Source organism: Dactylosporangium sp. NPDC051485 (assembly GCF_040682015.1).
Lineage (GTDB): Bacteria > Actinomycetota > Actinomycetes > Mycobacteriales > Micromonosporaceae > Dactylosporangium.
The window spans coordinates 119,628-142,005 of the sequence record NZ_JBFAZW010000012.1; the positions used below are offsets into that span (position 1 = coordinate 119,628).

A 22,378-nucleotide genomic window follows, 5' to 3' on the forward strand; every position below is an offset into this window, starting at 1 on the left:
GGTGTGAGGAGCGAAAACGCTAGGCTGGCCACCCTATGGACACCCGAACCGGACTTCCCGTCGTCGGCATGGTGGGCGGCGGGCAGCTGGCCCGGATGACCCACCAGGCCGCCATCGCCCTCGGCCAGTCGCTGCGCGTGCTCGCCGAGTCGCCCGAGGACGGCGCCGCGCTGGTCGCCGCCGACGTGCAGATCGGCCGGCACGACGACCTGGCCGCGCTGCGGGAGTTCGCCAAGGGCTGCGACGTGGTCACGTTCGACCACGAGCACGTGCCCGGCGAGCTCATCCGGGCGCTCGTGGCCGAGGGGCACATGCTGCTGCCGGGGGCGGACGCCCTGCAGTACGCCCAGAACAAGCGGCTCATGCGCGAGCACCTCGGCGCCCAGGGGTTCCCGATGCCGCGCTGGACGGCCGGGGACGCCAAGGCGTTCGGGGACGAGGCCGGGTGGCCGATCATCGTGAAGACGGCGACCGGCGGGTACGACGGGCGGGGCGTGTTCGTGGCCCACTCGCCGGCCGACATCCCCGACGGCGTCGAGATCGTGGCCGAGGAGCTGGTGCCGCTGCGCCGCGAGCTGGCCGCCGTCGTGGCGCGCTCGCCGCTGGGGCAGGTCGCGGCGTACCCCATCGTCGAGACCGTCCAGGAGCAGGGGATCTGCGTGGAGGTACTGGCGCCGGCCCCCGGACTGGACGAGGACCTCGCGGTGCGGGCCCAGCGGCTGGCCATCGACATCGCCACCGGGCTCGGCGTGGTCGGCGTGCTGGCGGTCGAGCTGTTCGAGACGACCGACGGGCGGCTGCTCATCAACGAGCTCGCGATGCGCCCGCACAACTCGGCGCACTGGACCATCGAGGGGGCCCGGACCTCGCAGTTCGAGCAGCACCTGCGGGCCGTGCTGGACTACCCGATGGGCGACACCCGGCTCACCGCGCCCGCCGTCGTGATGGCCAACGTGCTGGGCGGCGAGCCCGGCGGGATGTCGATCGACGAGCGGCTGCACCACCTGTTCGCCGAGGAGCCGGGGGCCAAGGTCCACCTGTACGGCAAGCAGGTCCGCCCGGGCCGCAAGATCGGTCACGTCACGGTGCTGGGCGACGACATGGACGACTGCCGCCGGCGCGCCCGCCGCGCGGCCCGGATTCTCGAAGAGGGGTACCAGCATTGATCGGCGAGCCGAACCGGGTGGACGTCGGCATCATCATGGGCAGCGACTCCGACTGGCCCGTCATGCGGCTGGCCGCCGAGGCGCTGGACGAGTTCGGCGTCGGCTACGAGGTCCGGGTCGTCTCGGCGCACCGCACCCCGCACCTGATGCTCGACTACGCGGGCGAGGCCGTGGCCCGGGGGCTGAAGGTCATCATCGCCGGGGCCGGCGGGGCCGCGCACCTGCCCGGCATGGTCGCCTCGGCCACCCCGCTGCCGGTGATCGGCGTGCCGGTGCCGCTGAAGTACCTCGACGGCCTCGACTCGCTCATGTCGATCGTGCAGATGCCGGCCGGCATCCCGGTGGCCACCGTGTCGATCGCCGGGGCGCGCAACGCCGGCCTGCTCGCCGTGCGCATCCTGGCCTCCGCCGACCCCGAGCTGCTGGCCAAGGTCCGCGACTTCCAGGAGTCGCTGCGCGCCATGGTGGCCGAGAAGGACGCCGCCCTCTCCGCCTCCCTCGTCGAGCCGGCGACCGGCGAATAGCCGTACCTACCTGGTGGTGCTGGTCGGCAACGCGGCGAGCTTCCCGCTCGCCGCGGTCCCGGCTGCGTCGTCGCCGGCTTGCTGCGCCGCGACGACGGGCCGCTGCGTGGGGTCGGCCCCTGCACGGCGCTTGCCCTATTTGCGCGCTATCACCGCGAAGAGCGACGCCTGCTCGGCCGTCGGCCGCTCGGCGGGATCGTCGTCCGGCCGCCACTCGGCCACCGGCACGATGCCCGGCGGCACGGGATCCAGCCCCCGGACGAGCCCCTCGATCTCGTCCCGGCCGCGGAACCACATGTCGACCCCGGAGCGCTGGTTGACGGCGTCGGTCTGCGCCGCCACCTCGGGGCTGAGCAGGTCCTTGGAGAGGTGCGTGAGCGCGATGTAGCTGCCCTCGGGCACGGCATCGAGCAGCGGCCCGACGATCGCGGCCGCGTCGGGCGCGAAGTGCAGCACGGAGACGAGCAGGATCGCGACGGGCCGGCCGAGATCGAGCACGTCCCGCAGGGCGCCGTCGGCGAGCAGCCGGGCCGGATCGCGCATGTCGGCGTCGATGTACGCGGTCCGGCCGCCGGGCCCGCTGGTGAGCAGCGCCCGGGCGTGGCCGAGCACGATGGGGTCGTTGTCGACGTACACGACCCGGGCGCCGGGCACGATCGCCTGCGCGATCTCGTGCGTGTTGGGCGAGACGGGGATGCCGGTGCCGATGTCGAGGAACTGCGAGACGCCCTCCCCGGCCAGGAACGCCACCGCCCGCTCGAGGAACCGCCGGTTGGCGATGGCGGCGATGCGAATGGGCGGGTACACCGACGCGATCTTGTCCCCGGACTCCCGATCCGCGGCGAAGTTGTCCTTGCCGCCGAGCCAGTAGTTGTACCGCCGGGCGGGATGCGGGGTGCTCGTGTCGATCGCGGGGCCGCGGTGAGCCGTCATGCCGGAATTCTGCCCGAATCACCGGTTGCCCCGCCACGCCCGATCCGGGGGCGGGCGTGTCCCGACCGGCGCCCGGGCTCAGCCGCGCGTCGAGCCGACGGCGGGCGTGTGTCCCGGCCCGCGCCCGGGCTCAGCCGCGCGTCGAGCCGACCGAGCGGGAACGCCGCTGGCGGAAGAAGCCCCGCGCGCCGATCAGCACTGCGCCCGCCAGGAGCAGGAGTAACGTCGCCGACGCGGCGCCCGTGACCACTACGTCCGAGCCCGCGCCTGCCTGGATGCCGTCCGCCGGAGCGGCCGCCGCGGGGCCGGCGGCCAGCGTGGGACACAGTGCCGCGACGGGGGCCAGGGCCCGTGTCGTCCACCGGAGGAGCCGATCGCCGCGCTGGGTCGTCATGCTGTACCGCCCCTGTCTGAACGCTCGAAGGCCTTTTTCCCCGATAACGTCCGATTCGTGGGCGAGGTTGCGGCACATCGCGGGGCGCGACTGTTCGAGGGGTACCCGCTGCGCCCCGGCTCAGGTCTTCCGCAGGCGTTACGCGGTCCTGACCGGGGCGGCCTTGAAGTAGCGGCGCGCCGCCGGGGTCGCCAGCAGGGCCAGCCCGGCGATCAGGCACAGCAGCGCGGCGGCCTCGATGCCGATGTGCACCGGGATGTACCACTGCGGAAGGCTCGCCTCGACGCCCCGCTGCACGACGCCGGCCGCGCCCACGCTGTCCCGCACCCGGCCGCTGAGCGACGCCGAAGGGCAGAGCATCGCCAGCACCGCGACGACCGACGCGGCGGTGCGCACACCCGGCAACCCGCGCCCGGTCCGCACCGCCAGGGTGGCCAGCGCCCCGGCCATCCCGAACACGAGGGCCGCCTCGGCCAGCGCGAAGAGCGAGACCAGCCCCTCGACCGACCCCGAGGCCACGGTCCCGTCCGCGACGGAGTCCTCGTACACCTTGACGCTGACGAAGTACTCGTTCGTCTCCATCGCCATGCCCGCCGCGATGAGCGCGGCGCCCCCGACGAGCGCCCAGGTCGACGCCGAGACGACCCCGGGCCGGCCCAGTTGCGGTGATGTCATGCCGAGAGTCTCCGGGACTCCCGGCGTGGCGTATGACCGACTCGCCGCCGGACATCCGCGGTTACCGTGCCCGCGGCGGTTCGCTCTGCCACAATCGGCGGGTGCGGCGCGCCCACACCGCTGGTCGGACATCGCGCTCACCGGCGGGCTGCTCGCCGCCGCCCTCCTCGCCGTCCTGGCCAGCCCCGCCGGTCAGCCGCCCGCCGCACGCTCCTCATCGCGATCGGTCTCTTCGGTGCCGTCCGACCCGCCGCCACGACCCCGCCCCGGCGCCGGCATGACCGCGGACGGCCAACGGGCTGTCGCGGCCCCCTTTTTGTTGATCTAGCTACAGTGAAGCCCCCACCCGCGCGTTCCCCTGGAGCCGGCACGTGAGCACGCCAGACCTGCCCGACGACCCCGGCGCCCCGGCGAGCACCGACGGCGGGGCGGTCCCCGCAAGCCGGCCCGAACCCGACGGCGACCGCCCGCCGGCCGCGCCGCGCCACCGGGCCCCCGTCTGGGCGAAGCTGTGCATCGTGGTCGGCACGGTGCTCACCCTGATGGCCGGCGTCGCGCTCGTCGGCAAGGAGGTCCTCTTCTCCTACGCCACGCACAGCGTCGCCCAGGAGAACCTGCTCGGCGACACCGGCACACGGGCCCAGCAGCGCGGGCACGTCGACATCACCGGCGCCAAGAACATCCTGCTCATCGGCATCGACGCCCGGCCGGGCCAGGACCCCGCCGAGCCCGTCCGCGCCGACTCGATCCTCATCCTGCACATCCCGGCCGACCACAACGCCGCGTTCCTCATCTCCATCCCCCGCGACACCTGGGTGAAGATCCCGCCGTACAACAACGGAGCCAAACGCTTCGAGGGCGGCCACGACAAGATCAACGGAGCCTACGCGGCGGGCGGCGCCGGCCTCACCGGCGCCAACCAGCGCGCCCACGCCGTCGAGCTGCTCGCCTTGACCATCAAGTCGTTGTGGGGCGTCACCTTCGACGGCGCCGCCATCGTCGACTTCACCGGTTTCCAGCAGGTCGTCGCGGTCCTCGGCGGCATCGACATGTACGTCGACGAGGAAACCACCTCGGTGCACGTCGGCTTCGACGCCAAGGGCGAGGTCAAGGTCCCGTACCGGCAGTACACCCGCGCCGACGGCGGCCAGGGCCTCTCCCCGATCCCCGGCGTCACCCCGGTCGTTTACCACGTCGGCTACCAGCACCTCGAGCCGTGGCAGGCGCTCGACTACGTCCGGCAGCGGGAGCTGCTGCCCAACAGCGACTACGACCGGCAACGCCATCAGCAGCAGTTCCTCAAGGCGCTGTTCAAGAGGATGCTCAGCCGCGACGTGCTGACCAACCCGGTCCAGCTCAACCAGGTCCTCCAGGTCGTCGGCAAGGCCATGACCATCGACAGCGGCGGCATCGACCTGGCCGACTGGGCCTACGCCATGCGCGGCATCGGCGGCGACGACCTGCTCAGCATCAAGACCAACAACGGCACCTTCAACAACGACCCCGGCAACCGCAACGCCGAGGCCCTCGACCAGACCACCCTCGACCTCCTCGACGCCGTCCGCACCGAACAGGTTCCCGCCTTCATCGCCGCCCACCCCGACCTCGTCGCCCCCAGCTGAAGCCGTCGCCGACGAGTGCCGACCGACGCATCCTGGGCGAGTCCGGCGCCGGCCACTACGCCTTCCGCTGCGCTGGGCGGGCGGCCCCGGTTCAGCCCTTGAGCAGCTGCCTTGCCATCACGATGCGTTGCACTTGATTCGTGCCCTCGTAGATCTGGGTGATCTTGGCGTCGCGCATCATGCGTTCCAAGGGGAAGTCCTTGGTGTAGCCGTAGCCGCCCAGGAGTTGCACGGCGTCGGTGGTGACCGACATGGCGACGTCGGAGGCGAAGCACTTGGCGGCGGCGCCGAAGTAGGTCAGGTCGGCGTCGCCGCGCTCCGACTTGGCCGCGGCCGCGTAGGTGAGCTGGCGGGCGGCCTCCAGCTTCATGCCCATGTCGGCCAGCATGAACTGGATGCCCTGGAAGTCGGCGATGGCCTTGCCGAACTGCTTGCGCTCCTGCACGTAGCCCAGCGCGAAGTCGAGCGCCCCCTGCGCGATGCCCAGCGCCTGGGCGGCGATGGTGACCCGGGTGTGGTCCAGCGTCCGCATCGCGGTGGCGAAGCCGGTGCCCGGCTCGCCGATGATGCGGTCCGCGGGGATGCGGACGTTGTCGAGGTACACCTCGCGGGTCGGGCTTCCCTTGATGCCGAGCTTCTTCTCCGGCGCCCCGAAGCTCACCCCCGGGTCGGACTTCTCCACCACGAACGCCGAGATGCCGCGGGAGCGGGCGGACGGATCTGTGACAGCAAACACAGTGTAGTAATTGCTGACGCCCGCGTTGGTGATCCAGCGCTTGACGCCGTCGAGGACCCAGGTGTCGCCGTCGAGGTGGGCGCGGGTCTTCATGCCGGCGGCGTCGCTGCCGGCGTCCGGTTCGGACAGGCAGTACGAGAACATCGCCTCCCCGCGGGCGACCGGCGCGAGGTAGCGGCGCTTGAGATCCTCGGACGCGGACAGTAGCAGTGGCATGGTGCCGAGCTTGTTGACCGCCGGGATGAGCGACGAGGAGGCGCAGGCGCGTGCAACTTCTTCGATGACGATGGCCGTGGCCAGGGCGTCCGCGCCGGCCCCGCCGTACTCGGCGGGGATGTGCGGGGCGTGGAAGTCCGACGCCCGCAGCGCGTCGTACGAGGCCTGCGGGAACTCGCCCGTTTCATCCGCGGCCGCGGCGTTCGGCGCCACCTTGCCATCACAGACCGCGCGCACGGCCTCGCGCACCGCCACGTGCTCTTCCGGCAATTGATAGACCTCGAACACGCTCTTCCCCTTCGACCCATGGCCCCTGAACTGTCGTTCAGTGGCGCGTCCGATGTGAGCATACCGACGAGTAACGAAACGGCCAGAGGCGCGGGGACGGCCAAGGGTCTATCCTCGCCCTGGCGACGTCGGCCCAACCCACCAGGAAGGGTTGCCGGCGCGGAATCCCGATCGAGCGGAGACAAGGCGTGACCATCGCGTACCCGAGCACCCCACCCGTCGTAGCCCCGCCGTCTGGCGCCGCCCGGCCTCGGCTGACCTTCCTGGGCACCGGCTACCTTGGCGCGACCTACGCGATCTGCTTCGCGGAACTCGGCTACGAGGTGCTGGGCTTCGACATCGACGAGGCGAAGATCGCGAAGCTGTCCGGCGGCGACGTGCCCTTCCACGAGCCGGGCCTCGACGAGCTGCTGCGTAAGAACCTCTCGGCCGGACGGCTGCGTTTCACGACGTCCTACGAGGAGGTCGGGGAGTTCGGCGACATCCACTTCATCTGCGTCGGCACCCCGCAGCGCCCGGACGGCATGGCCGCCGATCTCTCGCACGTCGAGAGCGCCGTGGTCAACCTGGCCCCGCACCTGACCCGCAAGGCGCTCTTTGTCGGCAAGTCGACCGTCCCGGTCGGCACCACCGAGTGGATCGAGGGCCTCGTCGAGCGGCACGCCTCCGCCGACCTCGGCGTCGAGGTGGCCTGGAGCCCCGAGTTCCTGCAGGAGGGCGTGGCCGTCGAGGACGTGCTGCGGCCCAACCGCGTCATCTTCGGCGTCAAGTCGGAGTGGGCGATGGGCATGCTCTACGCCGCCCACAAGGGCGTGTTCGACCTCGCGCTCACCGAGGATCGCGAGGTCCCGGTCGTGGTCACCGACTTCGCCACCGCGGAGCTGGTGAAGGTCGCCGCCAACGCGTTCCTGGCCACCAAGATCTCCTTCATCAACGCCATGGCCGAGGTCTGCGAGGCGGCCGGCGCCGACGTGACCCAGCTGGCCCGCTCCATCGGCTACGACGCCCGCATCGGCAACAAGTTCCTGCGCGCCGGCGTCGGCTTCGGCGGCGGCTGCCTGCCCAAGGACATCCGCGCGTTCCAGGCCCGCGCCCAGGAGCTCGGCGTCGGCGAGGCGCTGCGCTTCCTGCACGAGGTGGACCTGATCAACCAGCGCCGCCGGCAGAAGATCGTTCAGCTCTCGGCCGAGCTGCTCGGCCGCGGCTACGGCCCGGCCGGCCCGGACCTGGGCGGCACCCGGATCACCGTGCTGGGCGCCACCTTCAAGCCCAACTCCGACGACGTGCGCGACTCGCCGGCCCTCTCGGTCGTGCGCAAGCTCGCCCGCTCGGGCGCCGAGGTCACCGTGTACGACCCGGAGGGCATGGACAGCGCCCGCAACGACGTGCCGGACGTCTCCTACGCCAAGACCCTCACCGACGCCGTCGCCGGCGCCGACCTGGTTTGCGTCCTCACCGAGTGGGAAGAGTTCCGCAACGCCGACCCGGCGGCCCTCGCGCCGCTGGTCGCCGCCAAGAAGGTCATCGATGGCCGGAACTGCCTCGACCAGGCCGTGTGGGTGGCCGGCGGCTGGGAGTACCGGGGCATGGGGCGTCCGGTCGTCTCGTAGGGTCCGCTGTCATTTCATAGCGGAAACGCCCGAAGGGGCGGTTCGCTTTCATCGACCGCCGAAACAAGGCATTCTTCCCAGTAAGGCGTGAACGGCCGGGGTACCCACCGTGGTGTCCCGGCCGAAAGCTCCGGGGGAGGAGTGGCGTGGAGACCTATCCGTGCCCGGCGTGCGGGGGGCCGGCCACCGAGGCAACGGGCTGTCAAAACTGCGGCCGGCCGCACGATCCGGACGCGGCGGCGCTCGCCCTGTTCCAGCGCACGGCCGCGGCCCTGGAGCAGAAGAAGCGCAACCTCACCGACGAGACCCTGGCACTGCGCAAGCAGCTCGCGCATACCACCGCCCAGCGCGACAACCTGCGGCGCAAGGTCCGGGCGTCGCTGGAGGCCGAGCAGGGCGCCAAGCCCAAGCGGCCGCTGCGGGGCCGGTCCAAGGAGACGCCGCCGCCCGCGGCCATCGCGTCGACGAGCCAAGAGCCACAGACGGAGCCGCATCGGTACTCCCCGAGGGCGCCCCAACCGATCGAGAGCGGCCACGCCCCGGATGTGCCGGAGGTCGGCTCGTCGCGCCCGGTGCTCGCCCCCGAGCGGCCGGGCGGGCGCCCCGGCGCGCGGCCCGGCCCGGCCCGGCTGCCGCAGATGCGCCGGCCGCCCCGCGACGGCGGCGCGCCGCCCGGCGCCGACCAGCCCGAGGCGACCCAGAGCAGCATGCAGGCCTCCGTGCTGGCCCTGGGTGGTCTCCTGCTGGCCGGCGCGGCGATCGTGCTCACCCTCGACGCGTTCGGCACGGTCGGCACCCTCGGCCGGGTCGTGTCCCTGGCCGCCATCACCGCGATCGCGCTCGCCCTGCCCCTGGTGCTCGTCCGGCGAGGGCTGAGCGCCACCGCCGAGACCGTCGCGTCCGTCGCCCTGCTGCTCGTGCTGCTCGACGGCTACGTGGTGCGCTCCGAGAAGCTGCTCGGCGCCGACCGGCCGCAGTTCAGCACCTACCTGGGCATCGTGTGCCTGGCCACGGCGGGCATCGCCGCCGTGTACAGCATGCAGAGCCACCTCATCGCGTCCCGCTACGCCACCCTGCTCGCGCTGCAGCCGGTCCTGCCGCTGCTCGCCCTGGACGCCATCCACGGCCCGACCGGCTGGTCGATCGCCCTGTCCGGGGTGGCGCTGATCGACCTCGCCTTCGCCATCGGGCTCAAGCGGTCGATCGGCCGGCGGGTCGCGGCCCACGAGGAGAACGCCGCCGCCGAGGACGAGCCGGCCCACACCGGCCGCACGAACCGCATCGCCGACGGGTTGATGGCCCGCCTCGCCTGGGGCCTGTTCGCCGTCGCCGCCGCCCTCTCGCTGCTCGGCGCCTCCGTCGGGCTGGCCCAGACCGACGAGCGCATGGCGACGCTGCAGGCGGCCGTGGCGATGCTCGCGGCCGCCGCGCTCGGCGTCGGCGGGGCGCTGGCCTGGCGGCGCGGCGCGCTGCCCGACATCGCCGCCGGCGTCGCCACCGGCGCGGTGGTCGTCGCCATCGCGCGGGTCGGCGCCGTGTGGCTGCCCGGCTCGACGCCGCTGTTCCTCGCCCTGGCGGTGACGGTCGCCGCGGCCGGGGTGCCGTTCCTGCCGGCCGACGCCCGGCGCGGGCCCCGCTACGCCGTGTCGGTGTCGGCCGCCGGGGCCGCGCTGCTGGTGCTGGTGCGGGCGTTGCCCGGGATCGCCGCCCCGATCCGTGCCGGCTTTCCGGTCTGGAATGCCGATCTGAGCCGGTACTCCGCGCGCGTGCACGATGCGGTCGGCCCGGACGGGTGGCAGTACGTCATCGCGGTCCTCCTGCTGACCGGCGCCGGCGTGCTGATGCTCAGCGGCCGCACCGACCCGCTCGCGGTGCCGCTGCGCCCGGGCTGGAGCCCCTCGATCGCCCCCGAGGCGCTGCGCGCCGACGTCGCCGTGGTGGGCGCCGCCCTGGCCCTGCTCGTCGCGCCCGCCGCGCTCGGCCTGAGCTGGCTGGCCACCCCGGCCCTGACGGTGAGCGCGGCCATCGCGGCCGGTGCGCTCGCCCTGCGGGTCCGGGAGGCGCACACCGCTTGGGCCTGCCTCACCGCCGCGGCGATCCTGGGCACGTACGCGGCCGCGGCCAGCCTGGGCCGCCCCGCCGCCACCGCGATCACCCTCACCGCGATCGCCGTCGCCGGCGGCGCGATCGCCATGCTGCCCAGCCCGCACCGCACCTCAAGGAGCACCACGGCGCCGGGAAGCCTTCCGCGGCCAGCAGCCGAAGCGGCGACCGGCGGCAACCGGCTGGCGGCGACCCGGCGGGTCACCGACGCGGCGGCCGGCGGCGCGGTCTTCGCCCTGCCCGGCGCGGCCGCCTCCGCCGCCGCGATCGCCTTCGGCGGCCTGCCCGGCGGCGCCACCGTCGTGCTGGTGCTGAGCTACCTGGCCCTCGCGGTGAGCCTCGGTGTCGCCGCGCTCACCCAGGTCGCCCGGGGCGAGGCCGCCGCGCCCAGCCGGCCGCTGCTGGGCGGGGCCACCGCCGGCGCGATCGCGGTCGGCATCGCCACCGTCGTCGCCGCCGGCGCCACCACGATCGACCTGGTCATCGGCCTGCTCATGCTGGTCGCCGCGGCCATGCTGTGGCTCGCGCCGAGGATGGACGACCGGCGGACCTTCGGCATCACCTTCAGCGGCGCCGACGCGGCCGCCGCCGCCGTGACGATCGCCGCCATCGGCGCCGTCGCCCGGGCCGTGTCCCTGGCCGCCTCCGGCATCGAGGTCGTGACCCTCGCGCTGCTGGTCTTCATCGTCGCCGTCACTGCCCGGACGCTGCCGGCCGAGTGGCGCCGCGGCCCGGTCGCGGGCGCCGCCATGGTCGGCTTCGGCACCGGCCTCTACGCCGGCGCCCTGTCGGTGATCGGCGGCATCGGGGTGGTCCGCGCGGCCGACCCTGCCTGGCACGCCGACCTCGGCGCGGGGTGGGCGGCCGCCGCGCGGAGCCTGGCCGACTTCGGCTGGCAGGTGCCGATCGCCCTGCTGCTGCTCGCGGGCGCGGCGGCGATCGCGCTCCCGCAGCCGTACGGCGACGACATCGCCTCGACCGCCGTCGTGCTGGCCACCATCGGCGCGCCCGTCGGCCTCGGCCTGGGCTGGGCCGCGCCGATGGTGATCGGGTGGGCGGCGGCCACCGGCGTCGCCGTCTGGGCGAGCTTCGCCCGCAGCTGGCGCGGCGCCTATACCCGGCTGGGCGCGGCCCTCGTGGCCGGCGCCTTCGCGGCCGCCGCGAGCCTGGTGCGACCGGGCGCGACCGCGGGCACCCTGGCCGCGCTCGGCGTCAGCGGTGCCTTGGTGGCCGCCCTGGCCCGCTCGATCGCCCTGCGCCGCGGGGTCTCCGAGACCGACGAGGACGGCGGACCGGTGACCGTGGTCGGCGGCGTCGGCGTGGCCGGCGCGCTGTTCGCGTTCGCAGGGGCGGCCGCGGCGATGGTCGGCGGCCTGCACCCGGACCGCGCGAGCACCATCCTCATCGCCGCCCTGGCCACCAGCGCCGTCGGGCTGGCCGCCGCCGGCGCCGCGGCCCTGCAGGCACCCGGGTACCTGCCGTACATCAGCGGCGGCGTCGCCGTTGGGGCCACCACGACCGCCGTCGCCGCGATCTTCGTCCAGCGCGACGGCGCCGTGGTCTACGCCGCCGCGGCCGCCCTGCTCGGGGTGCTCGCCGAGCTGCTGCGGGCCAACGGCCACCGCCCGGGCGAGCCCGAGCCGGTCCGCGGCTTCCGGCCGGACCGCGCCGCCCGCCCGAACGGCCAGTGGGAGCAGTCCCGCATCCCGCGCAACTTCGCCTTCGGCGTGGCCGCGGCGGCCGGCGTGCCGGCCGCGATCGTGGTGGTCTTCCTGGCGCCGGCGCTGCTGGCCGCGCTCGCCGCGCCGTACCACTGGATCGCGCAGCCCTGGACCGGCACCGCGCAGACCGTTGCGGATCTGGGGGAGCTCGGGAAGTACGCCGGAAACAGCACCCATGTCCTGGGCGCCTTCCTGCTGACCGTCGCGGGCGCCCTGATGGCGGTCGGCCTGGGCGGCAGCGGCCAGGCGATGGCCAACCGGGCCGTGGCGATCGTCGTGCCCGGCGTCGCGCTGACCCTGCTGATCGCCCCGGCCGCGCTCGCCGCCCCGTGGCCGGTCCAGCCGACCCTGGCCCTGATCGTGGCCACCATCGCCGGCCTCGGCCTGGCCCTGACCGTGCCGCCGCCCGCGGCCAGCCCCGACGGCCGCCTCATGATCGGCGCCCGGCGCCTGGTGTTCGCCATCGCGGTGCTCGCCGCCGGGGCGGGCGGCGCGGGCAGCCTGGCCACCAAGAGCCAGACCCTGACCTGGCTGGCCGGCTCGGTCGTGGTCGGCGCCATCGGCGGCATCTGGGGCAGGACGGCGACCGCGCGCATGCTCGGCTGGCACGTCGCCGCCTCGACCGCCGAGGGGCTCGCCGTCGCCGCCGGGCTGGCCGCCGGCCTCGGCCTGAAGCAGTGCGCCTTCCCGCTGCTCATCGTGGCCACCGCGCTGCTGGTGCTGGGCGCCGCGCTGCCTCGCCTGCGCCCGAGCGACTCCATCAACCGCGAGGCGCTGACGATCGAGGCCGCCGGGTACGCCGGCGCCGCCATCGCGGTGCTGCTCACCCTCGGCTCCGCGGCCCACACCGCCGCCGCCCTGACCGCCGTCGGCGCCGTGCTCGGCCTGTCCGCCGCGCGCAAGGGCCGCAGCGCGCGGCACCGCACGATGCTCGTGATCGCCGCCTGCATCGCCGAGCTGATGGCCATCTGGCTGCTGCTCATCGCGGTGCGGGTGGCCCTGCCCGAGGCATACACCCTGCCCTTCGCCGCGCTCGCCCTGATCACCGGCCTGATCGAGATCCGCCACCGGCCCGAGCTGGGCAGCTGGCTCGCGTACGGCCCGGCGCTGGTCGCCGGCTTCGCCCCGAGCCTGGTCATCGCCGTGGCCCAGCCGGACACCCCGGAGCTGCGCCGCGTCCTGCTGATCCTGGCGGGCGTCATCGCCGTGGCCGTCGGCGCGGTCCGGCAGCAGAAGGCGCCGGTCGCGGTGGGCGCGGCGGTCACGGTGATCGCGACGGTGAACGAGCTGTTCCGCATCGGCATGCCGCTGTGGATGATGCTGCTGCTGTTCACGGGCACCGGCGTGCTGCTGATCAGCCTGGGCGCGACCTACGAGCAGCGCCAGCGCCTGGATCGGCTGCGGGGCGCCTACCGCGGCATGCGCTGAGCTTCAGTGCCGTAGAACCGCTTGGCGATGTCGTGGGTGTGTCCCCTGACCGCGTGGCGAAGTGACCGCGATCACCGGCGGCCCGGCTCACGGCCGGGGGCGGGGTTTCGTCCTGGCGGTGAAGGACTGGAACACCCAGCGAAGGAGCGGTCATGGACAACACCGACATCGTCGTGCTCGGGGCCGGATACGCCGGGCTGATGGCGGCCCTCGGCGCCGCGCGGCGCACCCGCCGGTTCGGGGGCCGGGTCACCCTGGTGAACCCGTCCGAGCGGTTCACCGAGCGGCTGCGCATGCACCAGGTCGCGAGCGGTCAGGCGCTCGCCGAGCACCGGATCCCCGACCTGGTCGCCGGGACGGGGATCGAGTTCGTGCAGGGGTGGGCCGAGCGGCTCGACCCCGAGCGCAAGGTCGTGGTCGTCGGCGGGCGCGAGCTGCGGTACGACATCGCGGTCCTCGCCATCGGCAGCGTCTCCGACACCGGCGCCGTGCCGGGGGCCGCCGAGCACGCCTTCACGCTGGACGGTCCGGACGCCGCGGGCCGGCTCGCCGAGCGGGTGGCGGGCACGGGCGGCGTCGTGGTCGTCGGGAGCGGGCTGACCGGCGTGGAGGCGGCGAGCGAGATCGCCGAGCGGCACCCGGGCCGGCCGGTCGTGCTCCTCGGCCGGGACGTGCCGGGCGCGACGATGTCCGCCCCGGCGCGGGCCTACCTCGACGGGGCGCTGGCCCGGCTCGGCGTGCGGGTGCGGACCGGCGTCGACGTGGTCGAGGTCCGCGAGGACGGCGTGACGCTGGCGGGCGGCGAGGTCGTGCCGGCCGGCGCGGTGCTGTGGACCGCTGGCTTCACGTCCCCGGCGCTGGCCCGCGAGGCCGGGCTGGCCGTCGACGGGCACGGGCGGGTGCTGGTCGACGCGACGCTGCGCTCGGTCTCGCACCCGGACGTGTACGCGGCCGGGGACTCGGCCGCCATCCGGCAGTCGTGGGGGATGATCCACGGCACCTGTCAGAGCGGCATCCCGGCCGGCGCCTACGTCGGGGAGGCCATCGCCCGGCACCTGCGCGGCCGTCGCGCCAAGCCCTTCCGGTTCGGGTACCTCCACCAGCACGTCTCCCTCGGCCGCGGCGACGCGGTCGTGCAGTTCACCCGCCCCGACGACTCGCCCCGGCGCTTCTTCCTGACCGGGCGGGCGGCGGTGCGCTACAAGGAGGTGGTGATCAGCAGCCCGGCGCCGGCCTACCGGCTCTCCCGGCGGGTCGCGCTGCCGGCCTCGCTGTTCGTGGCCCCGGGCACGCGGTAGTCGCCGACCGAACTCGGTGGCGAAGCGGGCGTAGCCGTGCGGCCGGTCCGCCGGGGTGGCCGCCTCGATCTGCCTGATGGTGTGGTCGAGGGCGGTCACCTCCTCGTCGCTGGCCTCGGCCATCCGCTCGGCATCGGTGGGGCGGCACCTCGACCCGGCCAGGGCGGCCGAGTTCGAGCGGAAGTGGACCAACCTGCCGCAGTTCCGGCGCAGCTTCCGCATCATGTCGGCGGTGTGGGGCGGCGGCCTGCTGCTCGACGCGATCGTGCGCGTCCCGCTGGTGCTGGCGCTGTCCACGTCGGCCGCCGTCACCGCCTCCACCGTGCTGTTCATCGCCGTGATGGTGCTACTGGCGCTGTGGAACGTGCGGTTCGTCAAGTCGATCCAGGCTCGCGCCGCCGTTCAGGCCTGACGACGCTTCCCGGGCGGGCTTCGTCCGCAGCAGCAGCGCCGGCAGCAGCGCGAGGGCGGCGGCGCCGACGGCCCACCAGGCGGTCGCGCCGAAGGCGTGGCCCAGGTCGGCCACCGAGCGCGCGCCGGCCGCGTTGCGCTGCAGGGTCACCGCCAGGATGGCCACCCCGAACGAGCCGCCGACCTGCTGGAAGACCCGCACCGCGGTGGTCGCGTGGGGCATCGCCGAGGGCGGCAGCTCGCCGTAGACGCCGGCCTGGGCCGGGACGAGCATCGCGCCGAAGCCGGCGCCGCCGAGCAGGACCAGCGGGGCGAGCACCCACTGGCTGGTATCGGCGGACAGCCGGGTCAGCCCGAGCGCCACGACGAGCAGCAGGATGCCGCCGGTGACGGCGACCGGGCGCAGGCCCACCCGCTCCGTCAGCTTGCCGGCCAGCGTCAGCGAGAGGGCCGAGCCGATGCCGTTGGGGGCGAGCAGGAGGCCGGCGTGCAGTGGACTGAAGCCGTGGACCTGTTGGTAGTACAGCGGGATCAACAGCAACGTCCCGAGCAGCGCGACCATCGCGAGGAACATCAGCAGGCTCGACGCGGCGAAGTTGCGGTCGCGGAACAGTCGCAGGTCCACCACGGGCTCGCGGGTGCGCAGCGCGTGCACGACGAACGCCACCAGCAGCGCGAGCCCGGTGGCCAGCGACAGCAGCGTGACGGATGAGCCGAACCCGCCGCTGGTGCCCGCCCGCGAGAAGCTCCAGACGATGCCGACCAGCGCAGGAGAGAGCAGGGCCAGGCCGAGCGCGTCGAGGCGGGCCGGCCGCTCGATCCGCTCGACCGGGATGACCCGCGCCGCCGTCCATGCCGCGAGCAGGCAGATCGGCAGGTTGATCAGGAAGATCCAGCGCCAGCCGGGGCCTTCGACCAGCACGCCGCCGAGCATCGGGCCGAGCACCGGCCCGAGCAGCAGCGGGGCGCCGACCAGGGCCATCACCGCGCCGAGCTGCTGACGCCCGGCCCGGCGAACCAGGATCGTCTGGAACAGCGGCATGAGCATGCCGCCGCCGAGGCCCTGCACCACCCGCATGGCGATGAGGCTGCCCGCCGACCAGGCCAGGCCGCACAGCACCGAGCCGAGGGTGAACAGCGCCAGCGAGGTGAGCCAGGCCGTGCGGGCGCCGAACCGGTCGATCGCCCAGCCGGCCACCGGGATCACCGCAGACATCGCGAGCAGGTAGGCCGCGCTGACCCACTGCACGGTGCCGAGGTCGGCGTGGAAGTCGCGCCGGAAGCTCTCCAGCGCGATGTTGACCATCGTGGAGTCCATCTGGACCAGGAACACGCCCAGCAGGATCGCGCCGACCAGCGCCAGCAGATCCCGGGGCAGCTTCTCCGCCATCGCCCACTCCTTCGTACGGTGTATCGAATGTTCGTACACCGTATCGTCAATTCGTACACCGATACAATCGGGCGCATGACGGAGGCCCGCGGACCGCTGTGGACCCGCCCGGCGGCGAGCAAGCCGGAGCGGCTGACCCGCGAGGCGGTGGTCGCGACCGCGGTGGCCATCGCCGACGCGGAGGGGCTCGACGCGGTGTCGGTGCGCCGGATCGCGGCGGAGCTGCAGGCCCGGCCGATGACGCTCTACTCGTTCTTCAAGCGCAAGGACGACCTGATCGACCTGATGCTCGACCACGTGCTGGGCGAGATGCTGGTGACCGAGCCGCTGCCGGAGGACTGGCGCGAGGCGCTGGGTGCGGTCCTGCACCGCCAGCTCCAGGTCGGCCGGCGGCACATGTGGATGATGGGCGTGCTCGGGGCCCGGGCGCCGATCGGCCCGAACGCCGCCCGCCACGCCGAGCAGTCCCATGCCGCCATCGCCGGGCTGGGCCTGCCCCCGGCCCGGGCGGTCCGCCTGCTGCGGGTCGTCGACACGTACCTGTGGGGCTTCGCCACCCTCGCCAACCAGGAACTGGCCGCCCGGCAGCGCGACGCCATCACCGAGCAGGAGTGGCAGCAGTCCACCGACGCGTACTTCGCCGAGCTCACCGCCGGCGGCGAGTTCCCGCGCCTGGCCGAGGCCGGCCGGCACGGCCTGCTGCGTGGCGACACCGACGCCTGGATCGCCGAGTTCGACGAGGGCCTGCAGTGGATCCTCGAAGGCTTCGCGGCCGCGCAGGAGCGAAACAGTTAGCTCATCTCGTCCGGCGGGTTGCCGATAGCAGGGCCATGTCGAGCACCAGTGAGCGCTGGTTCGGGGCGGGCCACAGCACCGCCGCCGACTCCGCGAAGGCCGGGGCCGAGGCCACCGCCGCCGCACTCGAGGGCCGCCGGCCCGCCGCCGTCTTCGTCTTCTGCTCCGGCGGCTACGACCCCGCCGCCGTGCTGGCCGGGGTGCGCGCCGAGGCCGGCCCGGACGCGGTCGTGGCCGGCGGCACCGGCCTCGGCGAGCTGACCCCGGCCGGGGCCACCCAGCGCGGCGTCGCCGTCGCGGCGCTCGGCGGCGAGGGTTTCACCGTGCGCGCCCACGCGGCCGGCGCGGACGCGGCCCAGGTCACGGAGGGCGTCGACGCCCCGCACACCGCGCTGCTGCTGCTGTGCGACGGCACGGCGATCGGCCCGCAGGAGTTCGTCCGCGGCGCCTACTCGGTCGCCGGGCTCTGGCCCGATCAGCTCGCCACCTTCGCCCAGCAGGCCGGCCTGGCCCTCACCGACGCCCGGACGGTCGAGCAGGTGCGGGAGGCCCACCGCGACAACGTCACCGGCCTGCCCAACCGCGCCCTGTTCCTGCGCATCTTCCACGAGCGCCCGGACTCCGCCGTGCTCTTCATCGACCTGGACCGCTTCAAGGCGGTGAACGACAGCCTCGGCCACGACGCCGGCGACCAGCTGCTCGCCGCCGTGGCCGAGCGGATCCGCGGCTGTGTGCGGGCCACCGACACCGTGGCTCGCCTCGGTGGCGACGAGTTCGCCGTGCTGCTGGCCGACGTCAACGCCGCCGCCGCGGTGGCCGTCGGCGGGCGCATCATCGCCGCAGTGCGCAAACCGTTCCGCCTCCTGGGCCGCAGCGTCTCCATCGGCGCCAGCGTCGGCGCCGCGCTGCCGGGCGCCGCCGGCACCGCCCCGGACGAGCTGCTCAACAGCGCGGACCTCGCGATGTACCACGCGAAGAAGAACGGCCCGGGCCGGGTCGTGGTCTTCGAGCCGGCCATGCGCGCCGCCGCCCTGGACTACCTGTCGCTGCGCGGCGACCTGCAGCGGGCGCTGGCCGAGGGGGAGTTCGGGCTGCAGTACCAACCCTTGATCCGCCTCGACGACGAGGGCCCTGGCGCCGTGGTCGGGGTCGAGGCCCTGCTGCGGTGGAACTCCCCGGCCCGCGGCGTGGTGCCGCCGTCGGAGTTCCTGCCGATCGCCGAGGAGTCCGGCCTGATCGCCGACATCGGCCAGTGGGTGCTCGCCACCGCCGCCCGCCAGGTCGCCGTGTGGCGCCGCGGCCGTCCCGGCCTGACCCTCAACGTCAACGTCTCCGGCCACGAGCTGGTCCGCCCGGACTTCGCCGTCCAGGTCACCCGCGCCCTGGCCGCCGCCGGCCTGCCCATGTCGGCCGTCACCCTGGAGCTGACCGAGTCGGTCCTGATGAGCGACCCGCGCGTCGCCGTCGCCGCCCTGACCGACCTGCGCGCGCTCGGCGTGCAGCTCGCCATCGACGACTTCGGCACCGGGTACTCGTCGCTGGCCTACCTGCGCGAGCTGCCCGTCGACGAGCTCAAGGTCGACCGCGCCTTCATCGCCCGGGCCGAGCTGACCGGCCGGGACCTGGCCCTGGTCTCGACCATCATGGAGCTGGGCCACATCCTGGGGCTGCGGGTGGTGGCCGAGGGGATCGAGAACCAGGCGCAGCTGGACGCGGTGCGCCGCTTGGGCTGCGCCCTCGGCCAGGGCTTCCACCTGCACCGGCCGATGGACCCGGCGCAGCTGCCGGCCCTGCTCGTGCCGCCGACGGCTCTGTCCCCGGCGGCCTGATCGCGACGTTCCCGATGTGCTTTTGCGACATGTCGGGCGCTGGCGCGCCGCGACATGTCGGATTTATACCCTGACCGGCGACATCGGTGCGGTATCGGACTCCACCGCATTCGGTGGGACCAACGAAACGAGGGGCCGGGCAGAAGCCCGACCCCTCGTCGCGGTTGCGGTGATCAGCGGCCCTGCAGCGACTTCACGTTGTCGCCGAAGGTCCAGCTCTTCGAGCCGTCCCAGTTGATGGACCAGTCCATCAGGCCCTTGATCTGGCCCGACACGCCGTTCCAGGACTGCGAGACCAGCGACGGGGCCATGTAGCCGCCGCCGGCGCCGGACTGGGCGGGCAGGCCGGGGACCTGCTTGTCGTACGGGACGCGGATGGTCGTGCCCTGGATCGTCAGGCCCGAGTTCAGGCAGTTGGTCTGGACCGTGAAGCCCTGGACCGTGCCGGCCGAGTAGGAGTCACCGGAGCAGCCGTACATGCTGCCGTTGTAGTACTGCATGTTGAGCCACCACAGGCGGCCGTTGTCCAGGTACTTCTTGATGATCGGCAGGTACGAGCCCCAGATCGAGCCGTAGGTCACGCTGCCGCCGGTCACGTAGGCCGTCTCCGGCGCCATGGTGAGGCCGAAGTTCGACGGCATCTGGGCCAGCACGCCGTCGATGATGCGGATCAGGTTGGCCTGCGACGTCGACAGGGTGCCGATGCTGCCGCTGCCGGACAGCCCCGTCTCGATGTCGATGTCGATGCCGTCGAAGTTGTTGGCCTTGAGGATCGGCACGATCGTCGAGACGAACTTGTCCGCCACCGTCGACGAGCTCAGGTCGATGCCCGCGGCCGCGCCGCCGATCGACATCAGCAGCGTCATGCCGTTGGCCTTGGCCTGGCACATCTCGGCCGGGGTCGGGACCTTCACGCCCGCGTCCATGCCGTTCTCCCACAGCACGGTGCCGTCGGAGCGGATGACCGGGAAGGCCAGGTTGATGACGTTGTACCCGTGCTGGGCCATCCGCGAGTCGGTGATCGGAATCCAGCCGAGGCCCGGGTGCACGCCGTTGGAGGCGCCGTCCCAGTTCTCCCAGTAGCCCTGCAGCACCTTGCCGGCCGGCCGCGACTTGACCCCGCAGGTGCCGCCGGTGGGCGACGTCGTGGGCGAGCTCGACGGCGAGCTTGATGGCGAACTCGACGGCGAGCGGCTCGGCGAGGCCGAGGCCGACGGCGACGGCGAGGCGGTGCGCGACGGCGACGGCGACGCGGTCGGCGAGCCACCGCCGCCGGTGCAGGCGCCGAGGTCCGTCCACAGTGAAGGCGTGGCGGCCGGGTTCCAGTTGGCGCCCACATAGGCGGTGTGGGTCACCAAGGCCTTGTACGTGTGCCCGTTGTATGTCACCTGCGTGCCGAGCGTGTACGTGTTGCCCTCAGCCCAGGTCGGTGCGGTACACGCGGCCTCCGCCACGTTGGTGACCGCTTGTGCCTGGAGCGTGGGCGCGAGGGCCAGCGCCGTCACGACGGCCGCGGCCGCGCCGACTACCAGGGCGAATTTGCGACGACGAGATCTCACGGGACCCCCTGCTCATCGATGGATCGATGAGCAGGGACGCTATCAGTTAACACTATTAAATGTAAGGGTCGGGAACCTTAAAGAGGTGCCAGCCCGATCCGCGGCGCCGCCGGCGATGAGCCGATGACTCGGCCCCGCCACCCTGATCGGGCGACGGGGCCGAATTGTGTGCTGCTTGCGGGGCGGTCAGCCGCGCTCGCGGGGCGGCTCGGCCCACGGCGAGTTGGACGGCTTGTCCCCGCGGGGCCGGTTCTCGATCTTCGCGGTGGCCTCGGGATCGACCGCGTCGGCGGCGGGAGGGGCCTCGAACCGGGTCGTCGCCTCCCCGTCGGCGGCGGGCACCCGCAGCACCGTCGTTGCCTCGCTACCGCCGTCGGAGGCCGGGGTGGCGTCCGCAGCCTCGACGGGCGGCTGCGGCGCCATCGGCTGGAACCGGCTCCGCGGCGGCCCGTCGCTCTCCCGCTCCTCGGCGGACGCCGGTGCCTCGTTCGGCGCCGCGTGGCGGGGACGCGGGTGCACGGGCGACTGGCTCCCGGGGTGGAACGCCTCGGTCTCCTCCTCCCGCCCGGGCCGCGGCGGCACCGCGAACCCGTCGAACGACGGCCCGGCCAGGATCGAGGTCTCCGCGGGTGCGGGTCCCCGCGCCGCCCGCGAGGGCAGCCCGCTCGTCGTCGTCGCCGAAATGCCGGTCTCCTCGGTGGAGGTGCGCAGCGGCCGGGTGGCGTCTTCGTCCGCGTCGCCGGCGGCCGCGGCCGGCGCCGGAATGACCGGCCACGAGCCGGACGGCCCCAACACGGCCTCGGCCGGCGGCGAAACCGGCGCCCCGGAAGCGGGAGCCGACGAGACCGGCGCCTCAGTAACCGGCGGCGTCGAATCGGGCCGCGTCGAGAAAGGGGACGTCGAAACAGGCGGCGTCGAAACGGGCGACGGGGAAAGCGGCGGCGCCGAGACCGGCGGCGTCGAAACGGGCGGTGTGGAAAGGGGCGGTGGGGAAAGCGGCGGCGCCGAGACCGGCGGTGTGGAAACGGGCGGCGGGGAAAGGGGTGGCGCCGAGACCGGCGGCGTCGAAACAGGCCGCGGGACCGGCGGCGGAGCGGCAGGCGGGGTCGACACCGGCGGCAGGGAAACAGGCGGGGTCGACACCGGCGGCGGCGAGGCGGGAGAGGGCGCGGTCGCCCCGGACGACGGAGGGTCGAACCCGAACGGCTGGGTGGGCCCGTCCTCGTTCGAGGGCTGGGTGGTCCCACGGCTGTAGCCGGTCGCCCCGGCCGCAACCTCGCTCGGCGGCCGCGGCCCGCCGTAGGGCGCGGGCGGCGAGGTGGGAACAGTCGGCGTCCGCATCGGCAGTTCCCCGGTGCCCGACCCCGGTCCGTTCCACGGCGCGGTCGCGGGCCGCGCGGGCGCGGACTCCGGCGTCAGCCAGGCCGGCTCGCCCGCGGTACCGGCGCCGGGCGGCGGCGTCCCGGCCACACCTGAGCCGCTCGGCGGTGCGGATACGGTCGGCGAGCCGCTCGGCGGCAGGGAAACGGCGGGCGGAGTGGAGACCGCCGGAGGCGCGGAAGCGGGCGGAGGAGTAGCGGCCGAGGGAGGCACGGAGACGGGCGGCTGCGCGGCGAACGGCGGCTGCGGTGCGGCGAACGGTGCGGCCGGCGGACCCGCGGGCGCGAACGGCGCGGCAAC

Annotated in this window: 17 protein-coding genes and 1 pseudogene; 11 read left to right on the forward strand and 7 right to left on the reverse strand. The window is 74.0% G+C overall.

The genetic code is table 11. The annotated features are described in order from the left end of the window. The first annotated feature begins 35 nt into the window (after positions 1 to 35). Both AB0M46_RS09520 and purE read left to right on the forward strand, forming a co-directional pair. Positions 36 to 1,166 (forward strand): 5-(carboxyamino)imidazole ribonucleotide synthase, encoded by a 1,131-nt coding sequence (locus tag AB0M46_RS09520; RefSeq protein ID WP_363334209.1) that lies wholly within the window; start codon positions 36 to 38, stop codon positions 1,164 to 1,166. A gap of 35 nt (positions 1,167 to 1,201) precedes the next feature. Then, positions 1,202 to 1,690, forward strand: coding sequence for a 5-(carboxyamino)imidazole ribonucleotide mutase (gene purE / locus AB0M46_RS09525; RefSeq protein ID WP_363334251.1), 489 nt, complete (start codon positions 1,202 to 1,204; stop codon positions 1,688 to 1,690). 135 nt (positions 1,691 to 1,825) lie between these two features. On the opposite strand, the gene AB0M46_RS09530 is transcribed toward purE, so the two are convergent. From AB0M46_RS09530 to AB0M46_RS09540, 3 genes are all read right to left on the reverse strand, one after another. Continuing rightward, positions 1,826 to 2,623 carry an SAM-dependent methyltransferase gene (locus AB0M46_RS09530; RefSeq protein WP_363334211.1) on the reverse strand — a complete coding sequence of 266 codons (798 nt, stop codon included), beginning with the start codon at positions 2,621 to 2,623 and terminating at the stop codon, positions 1,826 to 1,828. Positions 2,624 to 2,753: 130 nt separating this feature from the next. Continuing rightward, on the reverse strand, positions 2,754 to 3,017 hold the full coding sequence (locus AB0M46_RS09535) for a hypothetical protein (RefSeq protein ID WP_363334213.1): 264 nt from the start codon (positions 3,015 to 3,017) through the stop codon (positions 2,754 to 2,756). Positions 3,018 to 3,155: 138 nt separating this feature from the next. Continuing rightward, positions 3,156 to 3,692, reverse strand: a complete 537-nt coding sequence (locus tag AB0M46_RS09540; protein WP_363334215.1) for a hypothetical protein — start codon at positions 3,690 to 3,692, stop codon at positions 3,156 to 3,158. 371 nt (positions 3,693 to 4,063) lie between these two features. Between AB0M46_RS09540 and AB0M46_RS09545 the strand changes: the two genes are divergently transcribed. Beyond that, on the forward strand, positions 4,064 to 5,314 hold the full coding sequence (locus AB0M46_RS09545; protein WP_363334217.1) for an LCP family protein: 1,251 nt from the start codon (positions 4,064 to 4,066) through the stop codon (positions 5,312 to 5,314). A gap of 91 nt (positions 5,315 to 5,405) precedes the next feature. Here AB0M46_RS09545 and AB0M46_RS09550 read toward each other — a convergent pair whose 3' ends face one another. Further along, complete coding sequence (locus AB0M46_RS09550) at positions 5,406 to 6,554, reverse strand: acyl-CoA dehydrogenase family protein (protein WP_363334219.1); 1,149 nt, start codon at positions 6,552 to 6,554, stop codon at positions 5,406 to 5,408. A 188-nt stretch (positions 6,555 to 6,742) separates the two neighbouring features. Here AB0M46_RS09550 and AB0M46_RS09555 point away from each other — a divergent pair, with 188 nt between their 5' ends. The 4 genes from AB0M46_RS09555 (at position 6,743) to AB0M46_RS09570 (ending at position 15,126) form a co-directional block, all read left to right on the forward strand. After that, a complete protein-coding gene (locus tag AB0M46_RS09555; RefSeq protein ID WP_363334221.1) occupies positions 6,743 to 8,164 on the forward strand; it encodes a UDP-glucose/GDP-mannose dehydrogenase family protein in 1,422 nt (473 codons plus the stop codon). A gap of 146 nt (positions 8,165 to 8,310) precedes the next feature. Further along, positions 8,311 to 13,416, forward strand: a complete 5,106-nt coding sequence (locus AB0M46_RS09560) for a hypothetical protein (protein WP_363334223.1) — start codon at positions 8,311 to 8,313, stop codon at positions 13,414 to 13,416. 152 nt (positions 13,417 to 13,568) lie between these two features. Next, positions 13,569 to 14,714, forward strand: a complete 1,146-nt coding sequence (locus tag AB0M46_RS09565; RefSeq protein ID WP_363334225.1) for an FAD-dependent oxidoreductase — start codon at positions 13,569 to 13,571, stop codon at positions 14,712 to 14,714. Positions 14,715 to 14,790: 76 nt separating this feature from the next. After that, the gene (locus tag AB0M46_RS09570) at positions 14,791 to 15,126 is read left to right on the forward strand and encodes a hypothetical protein (protein ID WP_363334227.1); all 336 of its coding nucleotides are present in this window, start codon (positions 14,791 to 14,793) and stop codon (positions 15,124 to 15,126) included. Here AB0M46_RS09570 and AB0M46_RS09575 read toward each other — a convergent pair. Beyond that, a complete protein-coding gene (locus tag AB0M46_RS09575) occupies positions 15,061 to 16,515 on the reverse strand; it encodes an MDR family MFS transporter (protein WP_363334229.1) in 1,455 nt (484 codons plus the stop codon). The two genes, AB0M46_RS09570 and AB0M46_RS09575, sit on opposite strands and share 66 nt — an antisense overlap. 75 nt (positions 16,516 to 16,590) lie before the next feature. Here AB0M46_RS09575 and AB0M46_RS09580 point away from each other — a divergent pair, with 75 nt between their 5' ends. Together AB0M46_RS09580 and AB0M46_RS09585 are read left to right on the forward strand one after the other, a co-directional pair. After that, positions 16,591 to 17,310 (forward strand): TetR/AcrR family transcriptional regulator C-terminal domain-containing protein, encoded by a 720-nt coding sequence (locus tag AB0M46_RS09580; protein ID WP_363334231.1) that lies wholly within the window; start codon positions 16,591 to 16,593, stop codon positions 17,308 to 17,310. 35 nt (positions 17,311 to 17,345) lie between these two features. Continuing rightward, on the forward strand, positions 17,346 to 19,139 hold the full coding sequence (locus tag AB0M46_RS09585; protein WP_363334233.1) for an EAL domain-containing protein: 1,794 nt from the start codon (positions 17,346 to 17,348) through the stop codon (positions 19,137 to 19,139). A 173-nt stretch (positions 19,140 to 19,312) separates the two neighbouring features. Here AB0M46_RS09585 and AB0M46_RS09590 read toward each other — a convergent pair whose 3' ends face one another. Then, positions 19,313 to 20,635, reverse strand: a complete 1,323-nt coding sequence (locus tag AB0M46_RS09590; RefSeq protein WP_363334253.1) for a glycosyl hydrolase family 18 protein — start codon at positions 20,633 to 20,635, stop codon at positions 19,313 to 19,315. Between the two features lie 249 nt (positions 20,636 to 20,884). Continuing rightward, positions 20,885 to 21,493, reverse strand: a complete 609-nt coding sequence (locus tag AB0M46_RS09595) for a hypothetical protein (protein WP_363334235.1) — start codon at positions 21,491 to 21,493, stop codon at positions 20,885 to 20,887. Between AB0M46_RS09595 and AB0M46_RS09600 the strand changes: the two genes are divergently transcribed. Beyond that, entirely contained in the window at positions 21,462 to 21,953 is a 492-nt protein-coding gene (locus tag AB0M46_RS09600) for a hypothetical protein (RefSeq protein ID WP_363334237.1), read from the forward strand. The genes AB0M46_RS09595 and AB0M46_RS09600 overlap by 32 nt on opposite strands. Before the next feature lie 63 nt (positions 21,954 to 22,016). Then, positions 22,017 to 22,378, forward strand: a pseudogene (locus AB0M46_RS09605) (hypothetical protein); the annotation flags it as partial.